Source organism: Methylobacterium nodulans ORS 2060 (genome assembly GCF_000022085.1).
Classification (GTDB): Bacteria; Pseudomonadota; Alphaproteobacteria; order Rhizobiales; family Beijerinckiaceae; genus Methylobacterium; species Methylobacterium nodulans.
In genome coordinates, this window is record NC_011894.1 from 5,819,908 (window position 1) to 5,844,226 (window position 24,319).

Below are 24,319 nucleotides of genomic sequence, written 5' to 3' on the forward strand. Positions count from 1 at the left end.
CACTGTTGGGCTTGAAGGGATCTAGCCCTCGGAACCCCATCGAAGTGCATACACCTCATGATGCGTCAATTGGATGCTATAGTGCTCCCGCTACAAGGAAGCGAGAGCATGGCAAAGCCTGTTAACGATACTAGGCGCAAGGCGGCGTCTCAGAGAGGTGGCGCGATGGCGTCTCACGATCAGGTCGAGCGGTTTAAGCAAGCCGCCCGCGAACTCGGGACCGACGACGACCCAGAGCACTTCAAGCAGGTCGTCCGCCGGATCGCGAAGGCCAAGTCGAGCGCTGACGAGGGCAGGGGCGGGAAGACGGCTAAGCGGGACGGATCTTAGGGCACAGACCCGCAATATCCGCAACAAGGTCTCTCATGTGAAACGGCTTTTCCCACCGTTTAACATCAGCGAAGAGCTCAGGAATAGCGCCCTGATCGTAGCCGGTTGCGAAAATAAACGGTACGTTTTGCCGTTTCAGTTCATCTGCGATCGGGAACGCCATTTCATCGCGCAGATTGATGTCTAAAACCACCACCTCAAATCCGTCTCGGATGACCCGATCCATTGCCTGATCCAATCTGGCAACGGGTCCGATGACGATCGCGCCTGCGGCAGTCAGAAGTTTATCTAGGTCGTCTCCGATTAAATACTCGTCCTCCACGACGAGGACGCGGCATCCCGCGAGCGGCTGGCCGCTTGGCATGGGAACCTCCCTCTTATGCGAGGAAACCTTAGCCTGAGGACCGCCCTAGGGCAGCAACCCATGTTATCGCACTGGGAGTTCAACCAGTGGTTAGCTCTCCCGGTGCGGGTTTGCAAACTACACAATCGCCAAAGATTTACGACACCGCTCTTGAAGCCGACAACGGGCGCTACAGCCCGCCCATGTGCATCAGCGTCGGAAATGAGCAGGTCGAGGGCCAGCCCGATCCTGAGCAGGTCCCTACATCCTATGTGGCGCGCCAGAACCTCACGATGCAGATGCACATGCGCCGGTTCACCCGGCCCACCAACGCCTTCAGCAAGAAGGTTGAGAACCACGACTACGCCGTCGCGCTCCACTTCATGTACTACAACTCCGTCCGCATCCACAGATAGTTGCGGATGAGCCTTGCGATGGCGGCGGGCGCGACGGACCGGCTCTGGGAGATTGCGGATATCGTCACACTGGTGGAAGCTGCGGACGTGAAGCCTGAAAACCGAGGGCCTGACGGACCTCGCGCGAAGAGTGGTTCTTACTACCAATGCCAGTCGAGCTGCAGAGACGAGCAGAAATAGCACTCCGATCACTCGGAGAGAGCGATAAGCAGCGCGTGCTGCGAGCTTTTGATAAACTTGCTGTCTTGGGTGACAAGCCAAGTGCTAATGTTCGTCGATTAAGCGGCGTCACGCTTGGCGGATCACCATTATTCTCCTTCAGAGCAACCGATCGCCTCAGAATAATCTTTACAAAAGATGGAGATTTGATATCGGTAGCCGATATTTCCGATAATGTAAAAATGGGCCGCTTGATGGAGCGGCCACAATGAGGCGGCTTACCGCTCACACTATCAACCCCGCAACCGCGCGTCACAACTTGAATGGATATCAAACCAATCTCGCTTCCAGGGCAAGTTTGGGCGAGACGGCTGATATTCAACCGTTTTTCTACAATCGGTATGATCTTGCGGCCATGTGCTCTTACTACTTTCCAGACATTAGGACGGTAGATTCGATTGCTCATGAGTTCGTTATATACGGAGATTTCAAGGCCGATATGATAATTGGTGATTCAGCGCTGGCGCGCTACTTGCTTGTTGAGTTCGAAGATGGTTTGCCCAACAGCATTTTCAATAAGACGCCAAAAACAGCGCCGGATTGGGCGAAGAGGTTTGAGGGTGCGTTTTCGCAAGTAATTGATTGGTTATGGAAGCTCGATGATATGAGGAGTACTGGCGATTTTCAGCGCGTCTTCGGTACGCGTGACGCCTCGTTTCAAGCACTGATTATAGCGGGGAAGGGTATGAATTTAAGCGACCAAGAGAAATCAAGACTGCGTTGGCGCGTGGACAAACTTAGAGTCGACTCAAAAGCTGTCTCGGTCGTATCTTTGGACGACTTGGTGGCCGACGTGGATTTTTGGCTCACGAAATATTTTGGGGTATAGGTCTGGCCTTCAAATTTCAAACTCAACCAGCGAAACAGTTAGCCCGGATCACGTTCGGATTTCTGATGCACCACAACGGGGCGATGATGTCCCACCCAAGCTGAGCGACTCCAGCTCCGAAGCCATCCACGAAGCGCCGGCAGTTCGCGAGCGTCTCGACCCATTCGTCCGGCCTGAACCCGGGGCAAGGTGGCTGGCCGGGCGACAGGCTGGCGAGCCCGCGGCTCCATTCGAGGACGGTGGGGGAGAGGGCGTTGAGCGTGGCCGAGTCGGACATGGCGGGACGCTACCCGCGGGCGAGGCCGCGCGCGAGAGCCGCCAAGCCTCACTCCCCTCCGATCCTCACGACCCTGATCCCGGCCGCTTCAGCCTTGCGCACGCAATCCGCCGTCCCGCGCCCGCCCGGGAATGCGAGCACCAGGTCGGGCTGGCCCTCGGCGATCATGCGGGCGTTGCGGAGCGGTCCGGCGGCGCGGCCGTGCCGGTGCCAGTCGGCGGGGTAGTCGAGAAGCTCGACCCCGCGCATGGCTGACCAGTCGCGCGCGTGCCGGTCGGCGCCCGGAGCGCTGCCCTGGATGATGCAGGCGATCGGCGCCTCGGCATGCAGGGCATCGAGCGTGGCGCGCAGAGCCCCGACCTCCCGGTAGACCCGGATACGCATCTCTCCGCGTCGAGCGAGCGGCGCGTCGGCGTTCAGCTCGCCATAACCGCGGCCGCCTGTGACGAGGACGCGCGTCACGACCGCCCTCCCCTGCCCTGCGAGCGCGAACGGTCCACGCGTGGCGAGTGAGAACGATCAGCGAACGCCGGGGCGCTCTTGTCGGTTTTCCTGTCGGGGAGGTCTCTCGGGATCGACCTAAGTGTTGGTCGGAGTGGCAGGATTTGAACCTGCGACCCCCACGTCCCGAACGTGGTGTGGACAATCTAAGTGATTGAATAATTTAGGACCGCCTTGCGGCTTGCCCACGCTTTGTTCTCACCGAAACCACCCATTTCCTGGGCATTTCCTGGGCGCGCTTCGACCCCTTGCCCGCCTGCCAGCGCTCGCGATACCCTGGTGTATGAGCACCCTCGACGCCCCCTCCCCCACTGCTCTCGAATGGAGCCGCGGGCCGGTGCTCCTGCTGCTCGTTCGCCTGTCGCGTCAGTGAAGCGTGTGAGGATTGCCGGCTCGCCGCCCATCGAGCTCGGCCTGAATGTAGGCGAGTATCTTCAGCGACGAGGCTAGCTCAGTGGCGGCCTCGCGCGACAGCCCTGTTTGCTCCCGCCCGTTGACGCGGGCCGGCTCGCCCGTGTGTGCGCAATAGACGCCCCAGCCTTTACGGGCCTTGCGCACGATGAAGCGGCGATTACACATGGCAATCCCCCCATTTTGCCTTCTTATTGGTTTGGTGCACGCCCACATCTGAAGCAGGTCGCCGTCGGGGAAGAACTCTGGCTGCCCCCGATAGGTCGAGGTCGCCGGACACGTCGAGGCCGAAGCCGCGCACCGTCTCGCCTCCGCCGACCTCTGCGCGGGCCACACCCACTCCGAGATTGAGCCCGCCTCGCACCTGCGACGAGAACCTGGAAGCGGAGGGTCTAATCGAAAGGCTTGGGCGCTGGTGGCGTGCGCGGGGCAGTCTGGGGCGATGGGACGATCACGGCCATGGGGCGTTCTCCCGGCTGTTTGCGGACGGGGCCGATCGACGCGCCAGGAACAGGGCCCGACCGGTTCCGGCTCTTGCTCTTGACCTTCCGGTGTGCAGCCTCTGCCAATGGAAAAGGCCACGGTTGGCTGGGGTGATGGCAACCCGCGTGCCAGGGCATTGGGCCCACAAAGAAATTGTTAAGATGTTGTGAAAGGGAGGAATTTTCCGATGCCGGAGAAGACACGGCCCGACCTGATTCTGGATTCCCGCACTAAGCTGCGGGACTAAGTGCGGAAATCCGCAATGATGATGTGAGCGGGAACTTCGCCGCCATCGGTCGCCGCTCGGTCCAAAATATCGGTCAGGTCAGATCCAGATACGGAGGACTGGAGAGTGATGGGCGTGCCTGATTTCGCTGCCGAGGAGCGCCTGCTGCATCAGCTCGAACGCGAGATCCGCGCCATGACCGAGCGGGTGAAGCAGATGCTGCGTGAGAAAGGCCGGCCCGACCTCCTCGCTGAGCTCGAACGCAATCTGCGGGACGTGGAGACAGGCGTCAGCCAAGCCCGAAGCGCTTGGCACAGCATCTCGCCAGCGCAGCGGCGCGTGCTGGAGGCGCTCGGTGACGGCCGGCGCCTCGTCCGGGAGGGCAGTAGCAGAACGGTCTATGAGGCGCACGGAAAGCCGCACGCGCTCCGTCGTGTCGCTCGCCTCGCTACGGTGCGCAATCTGGCCGCCCGTGGTCTGGTCGATTGGGATGGCGGGGCGTTCGACCCCGAGCGGCGCGCCGTGCTCAGCGAGCGAGGCCGGTTCGTGCTCGCGAAAGGCCGCCCAGGATCCCTGTGAGGATCGGCGGAGAGTGAGGCTTGGCGGCTCTCGTGCGCGGCCTCGCCCGCGGGTAGCGTTCCGCCATGTCCGACTCGGCCACGCTCAACGCTCTCTCCCCCACCGTCCTCGCATGGAGCCGCGGGCTCGCCAGCCTGTCGCCGGGCCGGCCTCTACCTGGCGCATCACGAGGTGCGCCTTCTCGGATGAAACTCACCGTCTGGATCGTCTGAAAGAGAAGGCCGGAGCGGTGTTGGAGCGTGCCGGTGTGGGGACCGACATGGCTGACCAACGGGCCTTTCCAGCAGCTGACACTCATTGTGCAGAGATCGGCTTGCGGCCCAGCACCACGGACGATGCCGGACGGGCGGGTGTGATCTGCTACGAGGCATTCAAGACGATCGCCGAGCAGCACGGCTTCCCTCCGGACCTCCCATCTGCATCCGAGGCAACCGACCTCATCGGCCATCTGCTGTCCCGATCCGACATCCACGCCATCATCGCGGAACGGGATGGGCGCGTGGTTGGCAGTAACTTCCTTTGGGAAGGGGATACGGTTGCAGGGGTGGGACCGATTACGGTGGATCCATCTATGCAGAACAACGCCATGGAGCCGTGTGCTCGTGCGGACGGTACATCCTGACGGTTACTTCCAGGCCGACCGCTGACAGTTCGAATTCGATGGTGTCCGCCACGATACAGCCCGTGATCCGACCCGAGCCCACGACGCACGCTGTGGGCTCCAGCCGCACCACATGGAGCAGCGCATGCCGAAGTTTCACGTCGTTGGGAAGGTCGTCGGCTCGAAGTACCTCGGCTGCTTCGAGGCCGCGACCGCGGAGGAGGCGGTCGAGAAGGCCCTGAACGAGGCCGGCGGTCCGATCTCGCTCTGCCACCAATGCACGGACGAGTGCGAGGACGGCTGCGTTGAGGACGCAAGGGCCGACCTGGCCAAGGAGTGATGCGACCTAAGCCCGCCGGGTGGCCGGCGGGCTCGGGCAGCTTTTAGGCGGGTGTCAGCTTAAACGGGCATTCGCCGTCACATCCCTTCCAGCGTCCAGCAGGACCGGCCTTCAGACCTCAACTGAAGGTGAAGTTCTGGGCGGTGAGGCTGGTCGCCTGCACGTTCTGCAGCGTGATGGTGTCGCCCGTGCCATAGGCGATCACCGCATCCGAGCCCACCTGCTGCGTCGCCGCCTGCACCGCCGCAAACGACCCGAACGCACCGTTGTTGAACGCGATCACGTCCCGCTCCGCGCCCCCGGTCACGAAGTCCCGGATCACGTCCTGACCGTCCCCGCGCCCGAACGCGAACACGTCCGCTCCAAGGCCCCCCGTCAGCACGTCGTTGCCCGCATTGCCGAACAGCAGGTCCGCGCCCTCACCCCCGAACAGCTGGTCGTTACCCGCCCCGCCCGACAGGTAGTCCGGGCCCGCCCCGCCCAGCAGCACGTCCTCGCCCTGCTCGCCAAACAGCTGATCCTGGCCCCCATCCCCGCTCACCAGGTCGTTGCCGGTGCCGCCATAGACGCGGTCGTTGCCCGCCCCGCCATAGACCGCATCGTCGCCATCATCGCCGAAGATCAGGTCGTTGCCGGCATCCCCATTCACCACGTCGTTGCCGAAGCCGCCCGAGACGAAGTCGTTGCCCTCGCCGCCGCTGACGAAGTCGTTGCCCCACTCGCCGTAGACCTGGTCGTCACCGGCCGCGCCGAAGACGCGGTCGGAGCCGGTGCCGCCATAGACCAAGTCGTTGCCCGCTCCGCCATCCGCGAGATCGTCGTCGTCGTCACCGAAGACGAGGTCGTTGCCGGCCCCGCCGAAGACGCTGTCGGCGCCGAAGCCGCCTGAGACGAAGTCGTTGCCATCACCCCCCTGGATCGTATCGTTCCCCGCGAGGCCAAGGACGATGTCATCGCCGCCAAGCCCAGGAAGCAATTCATCATCTGCCGTGCCAACAACAGTGTTGTTGCTGTCATCAGCAATCGCGACCAGCTGTCCTCGGATCTCGCCTGCGGGGAACTGATTTGTATGGACGTTGAAATAAAGCGGAACCTCTGATCCCACCGTGGCCGAACCAAGCGTGGTGGAGAAGTTGGCAATCGAGACATTTGCCGGGTCCGTCGTTTCCCAGCGACCGCTCACGGTCCAGGAGCCATCCGCATTCGGCACGATCACAAGATCGTCATTGTCCTGGGCCGGGTTGATCTGCCCGAAGACAACGGGCCCGTTTTGGCCTCGCACTTGGTTGTGGAAATGCGTGCTGATGGCATCATCAAGGGGCGTTTCGGTCTGAGCAGGACGACCCGTAGCTGGGCCATAATCAATGCCTGTGATGCGAAACGAATAGTTCGCGGCTTGCGCCGTAGTGTCAAAGATGACCGTCCCGATGCCCCTTGCGGAGGAGCCAGTCGGAGGTACTTCCTGGCTGCCTTCGACAATTGCGCGGAATGCTGTGGACATGAGTTCCTCCTGTCCGTGTTCAGCACCTGCCGGGCGAGTAGCACCAGGGTACTGCACCCGCAGGGGCACACATGGAACTGTATGGTTCCGCACCCATCATCAACGAGCCAACCATATTTTCAAGGTTGCCCTGCACACGGGAGCGTAGAGGTTCCCTGCTTCGAGCCGTACGAGGGGCACGTCAACCGAGCCACGGTCGGAGGCCACCACGGTCACCATCGGCTAGCAGGGGGCTGAAAAACTCGCGTGAGGCACGGTGAAGCTCGCACGACCTACTGCTTGTAGCGGTCAGAGACTGCAGACGGCCCAATATGTAGAGCCTGCCTTTCACTTCAGCGGGGGTTTTCAGCAGCCTGCTACGTTCAACCTACGTGAGTGAGGGGGAGGCCCGTTCCGTGCGATACGGAGCATGTGGTACGGGCCAGCTCCCTGACGACTGCACGCACACCCCGTGCCACCGGCGGACCGGGCAACATCATCGCTTTCTCCAAGTCCCGGCTCGCTGCCCCTACCTCAGCAAGACCTTACTTGACCATGGGAGCCCACCAGGGCTCCCGGTCCTTCTGGCCAGTTCCTGAGTTGAGGGAGCCGCCTTCGGCTACGCTCAACAAACTTGAGTGAAGCAAGGCCTGCTCCGCGGGATACGAAGCAGGTGGCGCAGCCCTTACCCCCGAATAAGGGCCCCCTTGCGCATAGGGGCGCCACCGGCGGGCCGGGCGACGATCCTATGCCCCCAAGCCAAGCCCGGCCTGCTACTTCTTGAGCCTTACCTCACCATGGGAGCCCACCAGGGCTCCCTATCCTTCTGTCCTGTCTCCCGCAGAAACCGCACCCACCCCTGTTCGGTAGATGCCGGCGACGGTCCGAGGATCATCCGGTTGAGCGAGCGGCGGATCGGCGTTCGCCGCGGCGATCTACGCGCCTGGCTGGCCTCCCGTCAGTCCGGGCACAAGGGCTGCACATAGGTCAGCCCCCCAACGCCCTCGACGTGCTCGTCGCCGGGCGCGCCATCGTCGCCGACCGCACCCGCTGGGTCCGCGGCCACATGGCGATCGCCTTCACCCCGAACGGCGTCACCTACCCGACCCAGCCGCACCATCCGAAGGCCGAGTGCTTCTGCGCTGCCGGCGCCGCGGAGCGCGCCGGCCACGACCTCGGCCTGTCGTCCGCCGAGAGGCACCTGGCCCACCACCCGGTCTACTATGCGACCATGCTCCTGAACCGCGCGGCCAACGAGATGGGCTTCGCGAACATCGTGTTCCTGAACGACCGTGACCAAGTCGCCGCCCTGAACCCGCCGGACGCCGAGATCCACGCCGACGTGCTCCGGGCCTATCCGAGCCATCGAGCACGCCGCCCGGGCCCTCGGCGTCGAGGTGTCGATCGCCACCGATCCCGCAGCAGACACTAGGACCAGGGCAGCATGATCGCCCGGGCCTGGGACCGACCTCCGGCCACAGGCCCACCAAGACGGCACACCAACACCAACACCACGCCACGGCCGCCGCGCCCCGCGGCGCGCCGCAACCCCGAGAGGGTCTTTCACCATGTCCACCAACCGGCCTCCGCTCCGGGTCCCCATCAGAAGGCTTTGGGCTGTTCCAGGTGCAGATAAAGCGGATCGAACTCCGCTATGGCGGTCAGCCCCTCCCAGTCGTTCACCGTCAGCCGTCCGCCGCGCCCTTCTGGCGTTCCGCGACGTCTACAATGCGGCCTGGCTGGTCGAGCGGCACGGCTTCCGCCCACCGGCAGCCATTCGCGCCGCACAGCTTCCACCCGCGGACTTGGCCGCGTAGGCTTCAGATCGGTGTCTCAAAATCCGCGGGCGGTACACCAGATGTCCAGCATCGCACCCGACAAGATCCTGCAGCTCGGCAGCGCCTTCTGGGGCTCCAAGACCCTCCTCAGCGCCATTGAGCTCGGCCTCTTCACCCACCTGGCGCAGCGAGGACCCTCAAGTCTGGCGGAGATGCGCGAGGGCTTGAGCCTCCACGAGCGCAGCGCCCGCGACTTCCTGGACGCGCTTGTGGCGCTCGGCATGTTGCAGCGGCTCCCGGACGGGCGCTACGCCAACACCCCCGAAACCGAGCTCTATCTCGATCGCACCAAGCCGTCCTACGTGGGTGGCATCCTTGAGATGATGAACGGGCGGCTCTACCGCTTCTGGGGCAACCTCACGGACGCGCTCAAGACCGGCTTGCCGCAGAACGAGGCCCAGCACGGCGAGCCTGACCTGTTCGCGGCCGTGTACGCAGACCCGGCCCGGCTCGAGCTGTTCCTGGGCGCCATGACGGGCATCAGCCTCCCGACCGCACGGGCCATGGCGACGGCCTTTCCCTGGCGGGAGTACCAGACCTTTGCGGATATCGGCTGTGCTCAGGGCGGGCTGACGGTCGAGATCGCGCGGGCTCACTCTCACCTGACTGGGTACGGCTTCGATCTTCCGATCGTCAGCCCCGTGTTCGAGCGTTACGTCGCGCAGCACGGGCTGGATCAGCGCCTCACGTTCCAACCAGGCAATTTCTTCCAGGACCCGCTCCCGTCGGTGGACGTGCTTGTCATGGGCCACATCCTGCACGACTGGAGCCTTGAGCAGAAGAAGATGCTTCTCCGGAAAGCCTACGACGCACTTCCGAGCGGAGGTGCGCTGATCGTCTACGACGCGATGATTGATGACGAGCGGCGCCAGAATGCGTTTGGGCTGCTGATGAGCTTGAACATGCTGATCGAAACGCCAGCCGGGTTCGACTACACGGGTGCGGACTGCCGGGGCTGGATGACGGAGGCTGGCTTCCGGGATGTGCGAGTAGAGCACCTGCAGGGCCCATACTCGATGGCGGTCGGGCGAAAGTGAAGCCTCACGCGAGGAGGCCGGGGCAATAACGATGCCCATGATCGCGATGAACGCATCAAGTCGGGCATGCAGAATACGCTCGCTGGGGCACCCATGCCTGCCGGGCCTGCGCCTGGCTCTACGGTGACCCCAAGCGGACCCACCGCGGGATGCTGGCGCTCGGCGACCGGCTCTGGTGGCCGACGATCACCGACCCGATGGAGGACCGTCCGCGCTGGCGCGGGCTGCTCGGGCAGATCGGCCGCACAGCGCCCGGGACGCCGATGACCGGGGTGCTCACCACCGACCCCAAGCCGAGGCTCTGGCCCCGGATGCAGGCGGCGACCGCGGGCGCGCCTGGCCTCTACGTGCATGCCCCGGACTACGACTGGTCGCGCTGGACGTCGTTCGAGCTGCGCGATGTCGCCGCCGCGCTCGCCGTGGTCGATGAGGCTCGGGCGCTCGGCGCCTGGGGAGCAGGGTCACCGGCGCAGCTCCCGACCATTCTGCGCCTCGCCCTGCGGGCGCTGACCGCCTGATGCCCCGCCGCAATCCCCGCAGTGCGGACCGACCGCAGGCGGACATTGCGGACGAACCCGAGATCTCGGTCGGGACGGTCGGGCGGCTACGGTGGGCTCTGCAGAGCGGCCGGCACAGGTAGCGCTGGCCCCGACAGTCCTGCAGCTGGAAGCGCCCGCTTAGCGCCCGCACCTCGCCGAGGGTGAGGCTGTTGGCAACCCGGTTCGGTCCATCAGCACGGCCATCCAGGCCTAGCCCCGGTTCGCCGGATCGTAGGTCACCTCGATCGCATGCTTGCTCGGGGCGTGCCCTCGGCGGTTGCTGCCCGTCCTCGCGGCCATTCTGGTGATTTCCGCCATGACGGTCTGGCGGCACGCTCAGCGCTTCACAAAGCCGATATCGGCCGCCACCGCTTTCAGCCGTTCGGGCTCGCGCTCTTTCCGCTCGCTGTAGCGGTCCACCAGGTAGTCGGCCCGCTCGCGCGTCAGCAGCGTGAACTTCATCAACTCCTCGCACACGTCCACCACGCGGTCGTAGAGCGGCCCCGGCTTCATCCGGCCGGCTTCATCAAACTCCTTGTAGGCTATCGGCACCGACGACTGGTTCGGGATGGTGATCATCCGCATCCAGCGCCCGAGCACGCGCAGCGAGTTCACAGCATTGAAGGACTGCGACCCGCCCGAGACCTGCATGACGGCGAGCGTGCGCCCCTGGGTCGGGCGCAAGCTGGCCTCGCTGAGCGGCAGCCAGTCGATCTGGCTCTTCATCACGCCGGTCAGGTTGCCATGGCGCTCGGGGCTGACCCAGATTTGGCCCTCCGACCAGAGTGACAGGTTCCGCAGCTCCTGAACCTTCGGGTGGTCGGCAGTCGCGTCGTCCGGCAGGGGCAGCCCGTGCGCGTGATAGATCCGGACCTCGCCGCTCATGCGCTCCAGGAGCCGGGCCGCCTCATAGGCCAGAAAACGGCTGAACGAGCGCTCACGCAGAGAGCCGTAGAGGATCAGGAAGCGGGGCGCGTGCGTGAGGTGCTCGCGCGATTCCAGGTGCGCCGGCGTTGGCACCTCGAAGTGGGGCTCGCTCAGGTTCGGAGTGCCGTCGGCAAAGGGCTGATGGGGCTTGTCCACGGATCCTCGTTCATCTACGCTTCAAAGATAGTCGAAATGTTGGATCGAAAATGGACGAACGGCAAGCCCTCGCCGCCTTCGCGGCGCTCTCGCAGGAGCACCGCCTGCGCCTCGTGCGCCATCTCGTGACCGCGGGACCTGAAGGGGTTGCAGCAGGGAGTTTGGCCGCGGAGGTCGGCGTGCCGTTCTCCAACGTGTCGTTCCACCTCAAGGAGCTGGCCCACGCTGGCTTGGTCGGATCGCGGCGCGAAGGCCGCTCGGTCATCTACAGCGCCGATTACCCGGCGCTGTCCGGCCTGATCCAGTTCCTGATGAAGGATTGCTGCGGCGGCCACCCGGAGGTCTGCACCCCGGCCGTCACGGCGCTCGCGGCCTGCTGCCCCTCTGAAGGAGACACCGCCCATGCCTGATCGCGTCTACAACGTGCTGTTCCTCTGCACGCACAACTCGGCTCGCTCGATCCTGGCCGAGGCGCTGCTGAACCACCTCGGCGGCGGCTGCTTCCGGGCATTCTCAGCCGGCAGCGAGGGCGGTCCCGGCCCCAACCCGATGACCCTCAAGGTGCTTGAGGCCGAGGGCATTCCCACCGCCGGCCTCGCCTCGAAACCCTGGGACGTGTTCGCCCAGCCCGGCGCGCCCGTGATGGACATGATCATCACCGTCTGCGACGAGGCCGCTGGCGAAGCCTGCCCGGTCTGGCCGGGCCGGCCGATCACTGCGCACCGGGGCATCGAGGATCCGTCGCGGGTCGAGGGCAGCGAGATCGAGCGCGAGCGGGCCTTCGTCACGGCGCTGCATTACCTGCGCAACCGCATCAGGCTCCTGCTCGCCATGCCGATCGAGAGCCTGGACCGGTTGGCGATCGCGAGCCGCCTGCGCGAGATCGGCCAGCAGGAGGGCGCCACCGCGCTCCGGCCGGAGGTCGCGTGATGGACGTGATCATCTACCACAACCCGGCCTGCGGCACCTCGCGGAACACCCTCGCGATGATCCGCAACGCCGCCATCGAGCCGCATGTCATCGAGTACCTGAAGACCCCGCCGACGCGGGCGTTGCTCCAGCAGCTGCTGGCTCGCGCGGGCCTCTGCGTGCGCGACGTGCTGCGCGAGAAGGGCACGCCCTATGCCGAGCTCGGCCTGGGCGATCCGACGCTGACAGACGAGCAGCTGCTCGACGCGATCGAGGCGCACCCGATCCTGCTGAACCGACCGCTGGTCGTGAGCCCGAAGGGCGTGCGCCTGTGCCGGCCATCCGAAGCCGTGCTGGATCTGCTGCCGCCGCAGCAGGGCGAGTTCAACAAGGAGGACGGCGAGCGCGTTGTCGACGAGCACGGCCGGCGGGTTGTCACTGCATGACGACATCCTACTCGGTCGCTCAGCGGGTCGCCGCCGAAGCCCTCGGCACCGGGTTTCTCGTCGCTACGGTCGTGGGCTCCGGCATCATGGCCGAGCGCCTGGCCGGCGGGAACGTTGCGATCGCGCTCCTCGGCAACACGATCCCGACCGGGGCCATCCTGATCGTGCTGGTCCTGGCGCTCGGCCCGATCTCGGGCGCGCATTTCAACCCGGCGGTCTCGCTCGTGATGGGCCTGACGCGCGCCCTTCCAGGGCGCGATGTCGGAATCTACGTGCCGGCGCAGGTCGTCGGGGGCTGTCTCGGCACGCTCGCGGCGCATGCCATGTTCGATCTGCCGCTCTTCCAGCTCGCGGCAAAGCTGCGCACGGGGCCGGCGCAGTGGTTCGCGGAGTTCGTCGCCACGTTCGGTCTGCTGGTGACGATCCTGTCCGTGGTGCGCTTCCGGATCGAGGCCGTCCCCGTCGCGGTCGGCCTCTACATCACCGCCGCCTACTGGTTTACGGCCTCGACGTCCTTCGCGAATCCGGCGGTGACGATCGCCCGCGCCCTCACGGACACCTTCGCGGGGATCGCACCGAACCACATCCTCCCCTTCATCCTGGCACAGCTCGCCGGCGCGCTCGCGGGGATGGTTGTCATGCGCTGGCTCCTGACCGGGCGAGCGGCTGCTCCTTCCGCAGCGGCACTCGCCAAATAGCCGGTCGAGGTGGTTGGCTGCCGCCCGTCATGGCTTGAGGCTGTCTCTGGTTGTGGGTACCAAGCGTCAGATTTCTGCCACTAGGACCTCTGCCGCACGACGGCCGCACGCCTGTCCTATGGACGGCGCGATCGCGTCGCGTCTTTGCCGGGAGCATGACGCATGGGCTTCTACGGTGATCACGTGGTTCCCTGGCTCGTCGACCGGGCCATGGCGAACGAGGACCTCCTCGAATACCGGCGCCGCGTCGTCAGGGCGGCCCAAGGGCGCGTGCTGGAGATCGGCATCGGGTCGGGGCACAACCTGCCGTTCTACGGCCCCAGTGTGACGGAGATCCTCGGCATCGAGCCCTCACAGGCGCTCATCGACAAGGCGAGGCAGCGGGCCCGCGCGACCCAACGGACCGTGTGCTTCCTCCAGGGATCGGCCGAGGTCATCCCGCTGGACGCCGGCAGCGTGAACTCCGTCGTGACCACATGGACCCTATGCTCGATCCCGGATGTCGGGGCGGCGCTCGCGGAGATGCGCCGCGTGCTCAAACCCGGTGGAGAGCTTCTGTTCGTGGAACACGGCAAGGCGCCGGATCCGTGGGTGGCTCGTTGGCAGGACTGGCTCACGCCCGCCTGGAAGCCGCTCGCCGGCGGATGTCATCTCAACCGCCCCATAGGGGATCTCATCCGCAGGACAGGCTTCCGGACCACGGATCTCCGGACCGGCTTCGCGCCCGGCCCACGCCCCTTCACATTCATGTATGAGGGGCGGGCCTGTCCTGCATGACGGCCCGCCTCGCGGAGGACAGGCACGACCGCGGCACATTGCCCAACACCTACCCTTCCCCGACATCGTGCTGCGCTTGCGCTGCTCCGCCTGCGGCTCGCGGGACATCCAGGTGATCCGCGACACGCTGGGGGTCTACGCGCGGATCAACGCCCGCCAAGGCTGGGATATGGGGGCGGCTGGTCCGCTGCCAGCGCACTACCAGGTGATCGGACGGGACGCGCCGTGGCCAGAGCGCCGCGCGCCCGTCCATGCTGTGATCCGCCTTCACGAACAGGTAGCCCAGCATCGCGCGGTGGCGCACCTCGCGAATGCACTCGAACGAGGGTGGAGCTGGGTCGGCCACCCTTGATGGAATGAACAAAGACCAACGCTCGATGCACTGGCGCTCCCGACCCTGAGCAGCCGATTGCTCAGTCAGACGGTTTGCTGTTGATGTGCGAGTCGACGTTCGCTCTGTCGGCTTTCCTCGCGGGCTGGTCAGAGCGCCTGAGGCAAGCTGTTGACGCAGGGCATGGCTGCGCGTGAAAACGGCTGAGCTATGTACCTCAAGCTGGGGAGGCAGCCGAAAGTGCTCTTGCGGCCCGTTCGGCTCTGCGCGAGGAGATCGCCACCGCAACGGCCAGAGGACCGCCTCGTGGCGCTTGAGATCGAGCGTAAGTTCCTCGCCAGTCCGGCCGTGCTGGAGCATTGCCGGTGCGGCATCAGCATCGTTCAGGGCTACCTCTACACGGACGAAGACAACACCGTCCGGGTCCGGCGGGCAGGCAGCCGTTTCTACTTCACCTGGAAGGGCAAACGGCGAGGCTGCACGCGGGAGGAGTTCGAGTGCGAGCTCTCAGCAGAGAGCGGTGCTTCTCTGTTTGCAGCGCTCCGCCCTGAGCAGTGCATTCAGAAAATGCGGTACCGCGTCGAGCACGCCGGTGCGGTCTGGGACGTGGACGTGTTCACAGGGGCCCTGTCAGGGTTGATCGTGGCGGAACTCGAACTCACGAATGAGGATCAGCTGGTGGTTCTGCCAGCCTGGGTCGGCCAGGAGGTGACGGACGACGAGCGCTACCGCAACTCGCGGTTGGCTGCACAGGCGTCCACCTCATTGCCGATCCGCAGCCTGAGACAGCGCACGTCCTGCCATCCGAGCAGCGACGCTCGCTTCGTGAGCTTCTGTGAACCGCTGGTACATTAGGCGGTCCTCGGTTGGGATGTCCCGCATCGAGATCATCCTGATCACCTCATCCCCGCGCATCACGGGTAGATGCCGGAACTGCCCGTCCAGCATCTTCTGGAGCGCGTCGATCAAATAGTTCTCACAGTCGATGGTTTGCGGGTCAGGCGTCATCACCGCGCGGACTGTAGTGGCTGTGGGCTCACGCCCAACCGCAATGACGCGGGAAATCACGTCGCGCTCGCTGATGATGCCGACGAGCTTGCCATCCTCGAGCACTGCGAGCGCGCCGACGTGATGGTCTTGCAGGCGGCGGCACACCTCCGTGATCGTTGCTTCGCAGGTCGTGCTGTGAAGGGAGTGACGCATTGCAAGCTCGCCAACGCTGCGGATGATCATCGGCCTGCTCCGGCAACAACGATCCGGCTGACAAGGACCGGTATCCGGGTCTTCTCCAGGTCAGCCTTCAGCCGCTGGTGAGAGCCAGCACATCGAGCGTCTTCCCCTCGGCGTCTCGCGCGCGCAAGCAAGTTGCAGCCATTCACCGTGTCATGAGCGCTCCTGCTGCCGTTGCCCAGACCACCAGATCGAACACGAGGTGCACTGTCATCCCGGCCAGGGCGAGATCCTTCCAGGAGGTGCCATGCCGGCGGGGATTATGGCTATGACGCTGAGAGACAGCGCTGGTCTGCTTCGGCCAAGCCACGCCAATTGCGCCAAGCAGCGCATCCGGCTCAGCCGGCTCGTCGTACAAAATCGTGAGGCTGCCCAGAGCCGTGTTGCCCTTCACACTTCTGACACCCGCAATCTTGCTCAGGCGCAAGCACACGGTCTCTGTTGCGGCGGCATCGTTCTTGAGGTGCTGCAGCTTAACACGCAGCCGCCCCGGAACATGATGGATATAGGTTGCAGTGATGAGCGCCCCGACACGATCATCACAGGCGATCTGACCTTGACGGGACGATGAACCGTCGAGCGCTCGGAGGTGTGGCTGAGCGGTCATGCAATGACCTCATACAGCAGAATAATAGCAGTTACATTGTAATATAGCTCTTGCTATACCGGCGTCAATGCCGGTAGAGGACCGTAAGTTCACCATCGCCCATGCCTCTCCGGCTGAGGCGAAACCGAAGTTCCGAACCAGCTGGCTCACGCCCGGGGATCATGCAGGCACCTCAGGCGGCGACAGGCTTCTATGGTCCGTCACCGCGGCCCGCAGCTGTTTCGCACGTCTGCAGGGCCAAGCCCGCGTCCCTACTCAAGTCTTTGCAGCTGACGCGTGAACGCAGGGGCTGCGTGGACGTTGACCGCGTGCACATGAAAGTCGGCTAGCTACGGGCTCCGGGGTGTCAATGGAGCCAAGCGGGGGCATTCAACACGAAGCACGACAGGAGCGCGCGATGGCCTTGCTGGAAGATGTCTTGAAAGGCGAGAACCTCGGCGCTGGTCTCGGCATTGCCGTCGTCGGCGTCGTCCTCGCGCCGGTGGTCCTCCCCGTCCTCCGCCCTCTCGCCAAGACCGTGATCAAGGCCGGACTGATCGCCTACGATCAGGGCCGCACCGCCCTGGCCGATCTCAACGAGCGCACCGGTGACATTCTCGGCGAGGCTCGGGCGGAGATTGCCGAAGCCGCCGAGGCCAGGAACAGGGAGCACACCGAGCGCCCGCGGCGCAGGGCCGCGGAGGTGCAAGCCGTGCCCTCGGCGACCTGACCGTCTGAGGTTTTATCACCGCTCCGCTTTGCCGCGTTCGCACGGACTCGTTCGCGCGGATTGCTGGAAGCCTGTCCGCCATGGCACAGACCGCCTCTGCACCAGCGTGGCCGCAGTCCACCGGGCCGCTGCAGGCGCCCGACCTGCAGCCGGCGTGTGAGGCGGTGTCCGGCACCGTCGTGCCCCTCCATCTCTCCCGCTCCGGACGCAGCCGCCTGCGCGTCGACGGGCTGACCGGCACACCCGATCTCGCCGAGCGGCTCGAGCGCGGCCTGTCGGCCCTGCCTGAAATCCGTTCAGCCAGCGCCAGCACGCTGACCGGCAACGTTGTCGTTCATCACGATCCTGCGCTGGCGGTCCATGCCCTCATCGCGCGCATCCAGGCGCTGGTGCGCGGCGAGCCTCTCTCACCTCCGGACGCGGCACAGGACGCTTGGCACCGCACGGCACCCGAACAGATCGCGGCCGAGCTTCGCACCGATCTCAGGTCTGGACTGACGAGCGCGGAGGCACAGGCGCGGCTCGCAGCCGGCGCCAACACGCTGCCGCCCCTGCAGCAGCGCTCGGCCCTCGGCATCCTCGCCGAGCAGTTCGCCAGCTTGCCCGTGCTTCTGCTGGCCGGTGCCGCTGCGATCTCTCTGGCCACAGGGGCTCTCCTGGAGGCTGGCGCGATCGCCGCCGTGGTCGTCCTCAATGCGGGGATCGGATACACGACGGAAAGCCGAACCGAGCGGACCATCCAGAGCCTGGGCCTTCCCGGTCCGATGACCACGCCGGTCGTTCGGGACGGATCCGCCGTGGATCTTCCGGCCGAGGCTCTGGTTCCGGGCGACCTCATCACCCTGCAGCGCGGCATGGTCGTCCCGGCCGATGCGCGGCTGCTGGCCGTTCAGTCCCTCTCCGTCAGCGAGGCGGCGCTGACCGGCGAGAGCCTGCCGGTGGCCAAAGCGGCCGACACGCTTGGGACGGTGATACTGCCGCTCGCCGAGCGGACCAACATGGTCTACCGCGGCACCATCGTGACCGGCGGCAGCGGCACCGCCGTTGTCGTCGCCACGGGGGCGCACACCGAAGTCGGCCGGATCCAGCGCCTGGTCGCGGACATCCGAGACCCCGCAACCCCGATCCAGCGCCAGCTCGACGAACTCGGACGACAACTCGTCTGGGTCACCTTGCTCGCGAGCGCGGCCATCTTCGGGGTCGGGCTGCTGCGGGGGCTCGCGGCTCTGCTGGTGCTGCGCTCCGCCCTCTCGGTGGCCGTGGCCGCGGTCCCGGAAGGCCTGCCGATGGTTGCGACCTCGACGCTGGCGCTTGGGGTCGAGGCGATGCGCCGCCGCGCGGTGCTGGTCCGGCGGCTGGAGGCGATCGAGACCCTCGCGGCGGCCGACGTGATCTGCTTTGACAAGACTGGAACCCTGACCTTCGGCACGATGTCCGTCGCTGCATTGGCGATCGGCGAGAGGCTGTACCGGGCCGGCGCGAAGGGGCTCGTGGATCAGGCCGGAGCGGCGCCCGATCCGGCCGATCCCCGACTCATACAGCTTCTGCGGATCGGCAGCCTGTGCAGCGAGGCCGGGATCGAGCACCCGCATGGCCAGCCCGTGCTCACCGGCTCGGCGACGGAGAACGCCCTGATCCAGGCGGCTTTGGACGCCGGCATCGATGTGCTCGGCCTGCGGCAGGACTGGGCCGTGCGCTCGGTTCAGCATCGCACGGAAGCCTATCGCTTCATGGCCACCGTCCATGCCGCCGGGCCGCGCCGCTTCACCGCCGTCAAGGGCAGCCCCGACGAAGTTCTGGCCCGCTGCCGGTGGGACGCGATGCCTGAAGGCGGCAGTCGTGAGTTGACGGCGGACCGCCGCGCGATCATCCGGGCCAGCAATGACCGCTTGGCACGCGACGCGCTGCGCGTTCTTGGCTTTGCCTACCGGGAGAGCCGCGACGACGCGGTGGGCGCGGAGCGGATCGAGGACCTGATCTGGGTCGGCCTCGTCGGCCTGTCCGATCCGGTGCGGCCTGGCCTTGATGCCCTGATGCAGCAGCTGCATCGGGCGGGGCTGCAGACCATCATGCTGACGGGCGATCAGAGCGCGACGGCTCGGGCCGTCGGCGAGCACATCGGCCTCAACGGCCACGACAGCACCAGCCTGCAGGTGCTCGATTCGGTTGATCTCGACAGGCTCGCAGAGGCGGAGCGTGGACCGGCGCTGCGCCGTACCCATGCTTTTGCCCGGATCAGTCCGGCCCAGAAGCTCGCCGTCGTGCGGGACCTGCAGCGCTCCGGCGCGACGGTGGTGATGGTCGGAGACGGGGTGAACGATAGTCCGGCGCTCCGGGCTGCCGATGTCGGCATCGCCCTGGGTCGGGATGGGCCGGCCGCGGCGCGGGAGGTGGCCGACATCTTCCTGGAGTCGGACGATCCGCGGGCCCTTCTGCTCGCGCTCGAGCGCGGCCGCGCGACCGCGACGAACATCCGCAAGGCCATTCACTATCTGCTGAGCACCAATGCCAGCGAGATCCTGCTCATGCTGATGACAACGGCTGCGGGCTTCGGTCAGGCGTTGTCTCCAATCCAGCTGCTCTGGATCAACCTGATCTCCGACGTGCTGCCGGGGATCGGGCTGGCGCTCGAACCACCGGAGCCGGGGATCCTGGACAGCAAGCCCATGCCGACCGGCACGGCTTTGGTCGATCCGGCGGAAACCGGCCAACTTGCCAAGGAGGCAGCCCTGCTCACCTCCGGCGCGTTGGCGGCCGCGCTCTTCGGGGCAGCCCGCTACGGCCGAGACGCGGCCCAGACCCGCACCATGACCTTTGGCAGCTTGACCTGCGCCCAGCTCCTGCACGCTCTGACCTGCCGCTCCGGGGCCGGCCACAGGACGCCGTTGTCGCGGAATCCTGTGCTCGGGCGGATTCTCGCCGGTTCGTTCCTGGCGCAGGGGGCAGCGCTGCTGGTGCCCGGTCTTCGCGGCCTGCTCGGGGTTGGCCCGATCGGGGCCCTGGACGGCCTGGTGATGCTGGCCGGCGGCGTGGGTCCGTTCTTGGCTGCGAAGGCGTTGAGCAGCAGCGGCTCCCCAGACCTGCATTTCCGGCGCTCGCCAGCCCCGACTGGGGCTAGGCCGCCAGCAGAGCGGGCTGAGGGCTCGGCCTCAAGCTTGGAGCGGGGCGGAACTCTGTGACGAGGGCTCGAACGAAAACCTTGACAGCCCACTCCAGAGCCCACTCCAGCAGCTGCGCCTTGAGCTGCCCTTTGATCGCCGCGAGGGCGAGATTGACCATGATCGCGCTGAGGTCTGGCTCCGAAGCCCCAGCTCGGGCGCTCCCGCTGGCGGGCCGCGGTGACATCGCCGTCGATTGCGGCACCTCTGCAGCCAGGATCACGCCCAGGAACGGGTTGTTGATACAAGCGGGATCGAAGCTGCGATGGCAGCGGATGATGACGCTGGCTGTGCGCGGGTTGACATCGACCCGAAACACATCAGGGTGCTCCGATAAGGTCCGCTGCAGCGCCCGAAAGAACACCTGATCACGTCGGCGGTTGGGGATTCTGACGCGCAGGCGATGGGGCGTGCGATGAAGCACGTAGGCGCGAGACGGTCCAGACATGTTTACCTACTCTGCGGCACCACTGTCGGGCCGGTTTTGTACGCATGACCTGTTGCGAGCGGCGACGTAGGTCGATGTCACGACAGCTGTATGACAATCGGTGGAAGCCCGTTTGAACTTTCAGGGATGCACAGTGGGCTGATGCCGCGCTCGGCCAGGAGTTCCGCGACCTGGCGGTTGCTGAGGCGGAACCGGAGGTATCGCCAGACGGCGTAGCGGATGATCGACCTGCCGGATTGAGATCCCGCCTGACGGCGCGCGTCAGCGCATTCTGCGGATCCAGAGGCGCTCCATGCGTGGGTGCATGGCCGTGACAATTGTCAGCGCGCCGGCTGCGGCGCTAGGCGTCGATGTTCACCTCACTCATGTCGTTGACGATGACGGCGACGCGCCGCCCCTGCCGGTTGTTGAGCACGTGGTTCAGGAGCGTCGTCTTGCCAGTGCCCAGGAAGCCGGAGAGCACGGTGACGGGCAGGCGGGCAGCGGTCGGAGGGGACACTGGCATCGGATCCCGCACTGTTATAATGTTACAGACAGGCTCGAGTTAGAGTGTAACTCTGTAACGGTATCAACCCCGGAGGACCGATGCGCAGCCACGTGCACATCCACGCTGACGATCCCGCTTGCCCGACGTGTCCCCAGGTGCAGGCGCGCGCTTTGATGGGGCGAGCCGAGCCGCATGCAGGCGCCGACGATGCGTGTCCCCACGTGCAGCGGTGGCGCAACATGCTTGGCGCCGTCGATGCCGTCCGAGACAGGCTTGGACGACCGGTTGATGCCGGCATCCGTGATACCGTAGTGGCGCTGAACCTCCTTGGGCTGCCGACGCTGCAATCCTGCGAAGGGCACGTCAACGCGGCAGGCCATGGCCTTGCCGCACCCTGGATTGATCTTGCTGTCGAAGGCCCAGTGCTCGTGCGCGCGGCGACGCTTCTCAAAGCCTTCTACGCCGACGTCGCCCCGCCCGAAGCGGATCTCCGCCTCATGCTGGAGGGCGAGCGACTCGGCAACGGCGGCGGCTTCGCGGTACTTGAGACCGCCCGGCTTGCTCTTGCCGAGGGACGTTGCACACCCACGGAGGTGGAGCGCCTGCGTGAGCGGCTCGCGCTACGCCAAGCCGAGATGCAGCGGTTTACGAGCTTTCTGCGCCGACGCTTGGTCGAGGAGACCACGTCGAGGGTAGCCGACGTTTGCGGGACGAACACGCAGAGCCGAGGGTGAGCTCTCAGTCCTGGCAAGTCTCAAACTGGCACTCAGAACCGCGCGGTCAGGAAGAAGCGGACGTTGCGCCCCGGCAGCAGGATCTCGTCCTTCTTGAACGAGGCCGAGTTGCGGATGTCGTCGTCCAGCAGGTTCCGGCCCTCCAGCCCCAGCGTGACCTCGCTCGCGCCGTAGACTGCCGGATCCAGCGACTTCGTGTAGCTGATCTCGGCGCGTAGGTCGTTCCAGCCCGGCGTCGGTGTTTCGAACGGCGCGATCTCGGTGTGGGCGAAGGCGTGCAGCAGGTTCACCCGCGCGAACCAGCCTTCCGCCCGCAGGAACACTCCACCACCGACCCGGTACGGCGGAATGCGCGGCACGTTGGTGCCGTCGTCAAATTGGGCGCGCACGAAATCGAACTGGCCCTCAACCCCGAACCAGCCATTGCCCACGGGAATAGCATCGTACTGTGCCGCGATCTCGGCGCCGTAGAACGTCGCGTTCTGCTGCTGGTAGACGATCTGCCGGTTTTCCGTACCCGAGCCGCAGGACGCGAAGTCATCGTCACAGAACAGGCCCGTGTAGTTGCGGTAGATGAAGCCGGTGTAGCGCGTGTAATAGCCGGTCGCGTCGAGGCGCAGCGGCCCATCGGCCTTGCGGATGCTCGCCTCCACGGTGCGTGCCCGCTCCCTCTTCAGGGTGGGATTGCCGATCTCGAAGGTGGCGGTGGCGTCGTGCGGCCCTTGCGAGAACAATTCGTAGGATGTCGGCGCCCGTTCGACGTAGGAGCCGTTGAGGCTCGCGACGAACCCGTAGGGCAGATCCTGCAGCGCGCCGATGCTGGCGCTCTTCGGGGCGAAGCGGCGCGTCAGGGCGTACTGGAACGGATCCTGCCCGTCGGCTGGCACGTAGCCCGCCGGGAACTGCGCCGCGGTGCTGCTCAGCCGGTCGACCTCGTAGCGGCCGGCCGCCTGCAGGCGGGTCCCGGGGCGAACCTCCAGCTCCTCGAAGAGGTAGACGGCATTGGCGCGGGACTCGGTCTTCGACAGGAAGGCTTCGAGCTGCGAGTTGATCACGCGCCGGTCGGACTGGAAGCCGAGCGCGCCGGTGAGCTTGCCGATCGCGGTGAAGACCGGAACGTGCTGCAGCTCGACCCGGCCCTCCGCCTCGCGGTTCTTGAAGATCGCCTGCATGCCTTCGATGCCGTCCTCGCCGATGCCGATCTCGTCGTGGCGGTAGACCGAGTAGCCGGCCCAGTAGCGGATTGCCTCGAACAGTCCGTCGAGGGGCCGGTACTCGCCGCGCGACAGCACGCGATCCTGGCGCGGATCGAGGCGGGTCCGGTCCTGCTCGGCGACGCCACCGGGGATGCCGTAGAGGCTGTCGTAGTGGCTGAACGCGATGCCGACGAAGCCGCGGTCGCCGATGGCCGAGATGCCGACCGCGCCGCCCTGCGACGCGGTGTAGGAGTTGCGCTGGATGCCGCCGGGAATGGCGTAGCTGTCCGTGGCGGTCTTGAAGCCGTCGGCGTGGACCGCGATGCCATCCTTGCCCGCATCGATGGTGGCGGCCCCGAGCCGGCCGTTGTCGACGCTGGAGAACCCGGTCGTGACCTGGCCCGTGTAGCCGTTGAGCGGGATGAAGGTCGGCACCCGGTTGTTCTCGGCCGAGACCACGCCTCCGATCGCCCCGGAGCCGTAGCGGAGCGTGGCCGGGCCGCGGATGACCTCGATGCGATCGTTGATCAGCGGGTTGACCGGGACGGCGTGGTCCTCGCCAAGGTCCGACACACCGTTGTTGATGACGCCGTTCTCCTGGATGCGCACGCGGGCCTGGTCGAGGCCGCGGATGATCGGCCGTGAGGCCGCCCCTGGCGCGTAGGTCGAGGAGGAAATGCCCGGCTTGTCGAACAGCGCGTCACCGAGCGTCCTCGGCTGCTCGCGGGCGATCTGGTCGCGGGTCACGACGGTGACGGGGGAGAACGTGTCGGTGACCACAGGCAGAATGCCCAGCGTGCCCATGCTGCTGGCCCCTGAGCCCGCCGGCTGACCGCGCGCGGGCTGGATCGGGCTGGGGGAGGTCACCTCGATCTCATCCAGCGCGATGGTGCCTTGCGACTGCGCCAGGGCGGGCGGGCAGAAGGCGCACCACGAGGCTGACAGGATCGTACTGGCCGCAAGGCTGCGACCCGGCGGCTCCGGTGCAAGGCCGGTGTCTGTGCGTCAGGAAAATAGCCAAGCTCTGTAACGTTATTACAACATGCCCGTGCGACCG

Annotated in this window: 28 protein-coding genes, 1 tRNA gene and 2 pseudogenes; 20 read left to right on the forward strand and 11 right to left on the reverse strand. The window is 65.8% G+C overall.

Annotation, left to right across the window (positions count from 1 at the left end):
• Positions 1-108: 108 nt before the first annotated feature.
• Complete coding sequence (locus MNOD_RS26950; RefSeq protein ID WP_157091566.1) at positions 109-330, forward strand: hypothetical protein; 222 nt, start codon at positions 109-111, stop codon at positions 328-330.
• Here MNOD_RS26950 and MNOD_RS26955 read toward each other — a convergent pair.
• Entirely contained in the window at positions 311-694 is a 384-nt protein-coding gene (locus MNOD_RS26955) for a response regulator (RefSeq protein ID WP_015932139.1), read from the reverse strand. The genes MNOD_RS26950 and MNOD_RS26955 overlap by 20 nt on opposite strands.
• Before the next feature lie 182 nt (positions 695-876).
• On the opposite strand from MNOD_RS26955, the gene MNOD_RS50740 reads away from it, so the two are divergent.
• The 3 genes from MNOD_RS50740 to MNOD_RS26965 all read left to right on the forward strand — a co-directional run bounded on the left by MNOD_RS50740 (position 877) and on the right by MNOD_RS26965 (position 2,137).
• On the forward strand, positions 877-1,089 hold the full coding sequence (locus tag MNOD_RS50740) for a hypothetical protein (RefSeq protein ID WP_050783409.1): 213 nt from the start codon (positions 877-879) through the stop codon (positions 1,087-1,089).
• Positions 1,090-1,304: 215 nt separating this feature from the next.
• On the forward strand, positions 1,305-1,520 hold the full coding sequence (locus MNOD_RS47160; protein ID WP_157091567.1) for a hypothetical protein: 216 nt from the start codon (positions 1,305-1,307) through the stop codon (positions 1,518-1,520).
• Positions 1,517-2,137, forward strand: coding sequence for a Shedu immune nuclease family protein (locus tag MNOD_RS26965; protein ID WP_015932140.1), 621 nt, complete (start codon positions 1,517-1,519; stop codon positions 2,135-2,137). The genes MNOD_RS47160 and MNOD_RS26965 overlap by 4 nt, the downstream gene beginning before the upstream one ends.
• A gap of 325 nt (positions 2,138-2,462) precedes the next feature.
• On the opposite strand, the gene MNOD_RS26970 is transcribed toward MNOD_RS26965, so the two are convergent.
• The 3 genes from MNOD_RS26970 to MNOD_RS44050 all read right to left on the reverse strand — a co-directional run bounded on the left by MNOD_RS26970 (position 2,463) and on the right by MNOD_RS44050 (position 3,494).
• Complete coding sequence (locus MNOD_RS26970) at positions 2,463-2,876, reverse strand: DUF2493 domain-containing protein (protein WP_015932142.1); 414 nt, start codon at positions 2,874-2,876, stop codon at positions 2,463-2,465.
• A gap of 129 nt (positions 2,877-3,005) precedes the next feature.
• Positions 3,006-3,134, reverse strand: a tRNA-Pro gene (locus tag MNOD_RS47165).
• Positions 3,135-3,281: 147 nt separating this feature from the next.
• Positions 3,282-3,494, reverse strand: a complete 213-nt coding sequence (locus MNOD_RS44050) for a hypothetical protein (protein ID WP_015932143.1) — start codon at positions 3,492-3,494, stop codon at positions 3,282-3,284.
• Between the two features lie 670 nt (positions 3,495-4,164).
• On the opposite strand from MNOD_RS44050, the gene MNOD_RS26975 reads away from it, so the two are divergent.
• From MNOD_RS26975 to MNOD_RS26985, 3 genes are all read left to right on the forward strand, one after another.
• The gene (locus MNOD_RS26975) at positions 4,165-4,614 is read left to right on the forward strand and encodes a hypothetical protein (protein ID WP_015932144.1); all 450 of its coding nucleotides are present in this window, start codon (positions 4,165-4,167) and stop codon (positions 4,612-4,614) included.
• A gap of 352 nt (positions 4,615-4,966) precedes the next feature.
• Positions 4,967-5,236 (forward strand): hypothetical protein, encoded by a 270-nt coding sequence (locus tag MNOD_RS26980; RefSeq protein ID WP_157091568.1) that lies wholly within the window; start codon positions 4,967-4,969, stop codon positions 5,234-5,236.
• A gap of 124 nt (positions 5,237-5,360) precedes the next feature.
• Positions 5,361-5,555 carry a hypothetical protein gene (locus tag MNOD_RS26985; protein ID WP_015932146.1) on the forward strand — a complete coding sequence of 65 codons (195 nt, stop codon included), beginning with the start codon at positions 5,361-5,363 and terminating at the stop codon, positions 5,553-5,555.
• A gap of 118 nt (positions 5,556-5,673) precedes the next feature.
• On the opposite strand, the gene MNOD_RS26990 is transcribed toward MNOD_RS26985, so the two are convergent.
• Positions 5,674-7,056: a CHRD domain-containing protein gene (locus MNOD_RS26990; protein ID WP_015932147.1), complete on the reverse strand. Its 1,383-nt coding sequence runs from the start codon at positions 7,054-7,056 to the stop codon at positions 5,674-5,676.
• Between the two features lie 988 nt (positions 7,057-8,044).
• Here MNOD_RS26990 and MNOD_RS26995 point away from each other — a divergent pair.
• From MNOD_RS26995 to MNOD_RS27005, 3 genes are all read left to right on the forward strand, one after another.
• Positions 8,045-8,467, forward strand: a complete 423-nt coding sequence (locus MNOD_RS26995; RefSeq protein WP_015932148.1) for a hypothetical protein — start codon at positions 8,045-8,047, stop codon at positions 8,465-8,467.
• A gap of 426 nt (positions 8,468-8,893) precedes the next feature.
• Positions 8,894-9,910 (forward strand): methyltransferase, encoded by a 1,017-nt coding sequence (locus MNOD_RS27000; RefSeq protein WP_015932149.1) that lies wholly within the window; start codon positions 8,894-8,896, stop codon positions 9,908-9,910.
• Positions 9,911-10,059: 149 nt separating this feature from the next.
• The gene (locus MNOD_RS27005; RefSeq protein WP_015932150.1) at positions 10,060-10,428 is read left to right on the forward strand and encodes a hypothetical protein; all 369 of its coding nucleotides are present in this window, start codon (positions 10,060-10,062) and stop codon (positions 10,426-10,428) included.
• 357 nt (positions 10,429-10,785) lie between these two features.
• Here the strand turns inward: MNOD_RS27005 and arsH are convergent, their stop codons facing one another.
• Entirely contained in the window at positions 10,786-11,532 is a 747-nt protein-coding gene (gene arsH, locus MNOD_RS27010) for an arsenical resistance protein ArsH (protein WP_015932151.1), read from the reverse strand.
• Between the two features lie 50 nt (positions 11,533-11,582).
• Between arsH and MNOD_RS27015 the strand changes: the two genes are divergently transcribed.
• From MNOD_RS27015 to MNOD_RS27040, 7 genes are all read left to right on the forward strand, one after another.
• On the forward strand, positions 11,583-11,942 hold the full coding sequence (locus MNOD_RS27015; RefSeq protein WP_015932152.1) for an ArsR/SmtB family transcription factor: 360 nt from the start codon (positions 11,583-11,585) through the stop codon (positions 11,940-11,942).
• On the forward strand, positions 11,935-12,462 hold the full coding sequence (locus MNOD_RS27020) for an arsenate reductase ArsC (RefSeq protein ID WP_015932121.1): 528 nt from the start codon (positions 11,935-11,937) through the stop codon (positions 12,460-12,462). Before MNOD_RS27015 ends, MNOD_RS27020 begins: the two co-directional genes overlap by 8 nt.
• The gene (gene arsC, locus MNOD_RS27025; protein ID WP_015932153.1) at positions 12,462-12,887 is read left to right on the forward strand and encodes an arsenate reductase (glutaredoxin); all 426 of its coding nucleotides are present in this window, start codon (positions 12,462-12,464) and stop codon (positions 12,885-12,887) included. The genes MNOD_RS27020 and arsC overlap by 1 nt, the downstream gene beginning before the upstream one ends.
• Positions 12,884-13,585: an aquaporin gene (locus tag MNOD_RS27030; protein WP_015932154.1), complete on the forward strand. Its 702-nt coding sequence runs from the start codon at positions 12,884-12,886 to the stop codon at positions 13,583-13,585. The genes arsC and MNOD_RS27030 overlap by 4 nt, the downstream gene beginning before the upstream one ends.
• 162 nt (positions 13,586-13,747) lie before the next feature.
• On the forward strand, positions 13,748-14,362 hold the full coding sequence (locus MNOD_RS27035; RefSeq protein WP_015932124.1) for a class I SAM-dependent methyltransferase: 615 nt from the start codon (positions 13,748-13,750) through the stop codon (positions 14,360-14,362).
• A gap of 112 nt (positions 14,363-14,474) precedes the next feature.
• A complete protein-coding gene (locus tag MNOD_RS49385) occupies positions 14,475-14,714 on the forward strand; it encodes a hypothetical protein (protein WP_244424574.1) in 240 nt (79 codons plus the stop codon).
• Positions 14,715-14,999: 285 nt separating this feature from the next.
• Entirely contained in the window at positions 15,000-15,548 is a 549-nt protein-coding gene (locus tag MNOD_RS27040; RefSeq protein WP_015932155.1) for a CYTH domain-containing protein, read from the forward strand.
• Here the strand turns inward: MNOD_RS27040 and MNOD_RS27045 are convergent.
• On the reverse strand, positions 15,456-15,926 hold the full coding sequence (locus tag MNOD_RS27045; protein ID WP_015932156.1) for a CBS domain-containing protein: 471 nt from the start codon (positions 15,924-15,926) through the stop codon (positions 15,456-15,458). The genes MNOD_RS27040 and MNOD_RS27045 overlap by 93 nt on opposite strands.
• 142 nt (positions 15,927-16,068) lie before the next feature.
• The gene (locus tag MNOD_RS48290) at positions 16,069-16,530 is read right to left on the reverse strand and encodes an HMA2 domain-containing protein (protein ID WP_015932157.1); all 462 of its coding nucleotides are present in this window, start codon (positions 16,528-16,530) and stop codon (positions 16,069-16,071) included.
• Positions 16,531-16,927: 397 nt separating this feature from the next.
• On the opposite strand from MNOD_RS48290, the gene MNOD_RS27055 reads away from it, so the two are divergent.
• Both MNOD_RS27055 and MNOD_RS27060 read left to right on the forward strand, forming a co-directional pair.
• Complete coding sequence (locus MNOD_RS27055; RefSeq protein ID WP_015932158.1) at positions 16,928-17,239, forward strand: DUF5132 domain-containing protein; 312 nt, start codon at positions 16,928-16,930, stop codon at positions 17,237-17,239.
• An 80-nt stretch (positions 17,240-17,319) separates the two neighbouring features.
• Positions 17,320-20,418, forward strand: a complete 3,099-nt coding sequence (locus MNOD_RS27060) for a cation-translocating P-type ATPase (protein WP_015932159.1) — start codon at positions 17,320-17,322, stop codon at positions 20,416-20,418.
• A 564-nt stretch (positions 20,419-20,982) separates the two neighbouring features.
• On the opposite strand, the pseudogene MNOD_RS49390 reads toward MNOD_RS27060, so the two are convergent.
• Together MNOD_RS49390 and MNOD_RS44060 are read right to left on the reverse strand one after the other, a co-directional pair.
• Positions 20,983-21,069: pseudogene (locus tag MNOD_RS49390) on the reverse strand (IS6 family transposase); the annotation flags it as partial.
• 119 nt (positions 21,070-21,188) lie between these two features.
• Positions 21,189-21,350: pseudogene (locus tag MNOD_RS44060) on the reverse strand (GTP-binding protein); the annotation flags it as partial.
• A gap of 80 nt (positions 21,351-21,430) precedes the next feature.
• Between MNOD_RS44060 and MNOD_RS27065 the strand changes: the two are divergent.
• Positions 21,431-22,066: a hypothetical protein gene (locus tag MNOD_RS27065; RefSeq protein WP_015932162.1), complete on the forward strand. Its 636-nt coding sequence runs from the start codon at positions 21,431-21,433 to the stop codon at positions 22,064-22,066.
• A gap of 32 nt (positions 22,067-22,098) precedes the next feature.
• Here the strand turns inward: MNOD_RS27065 and MNOD_RS27070 are convergent, their stop codons facing one another.
• Positions 22,099-24,210, reverse strand: a complete 2,112-nt coding sequence (locus MNOD_RS27070) for a TonB-dependent receptor (protein WP_050783411.1) — start codon at positions 24,208-24,210, stop codon at positions 22,099-22,101.
• Positions 24,211-24,319: the final 109 nt, after the last annotated feature.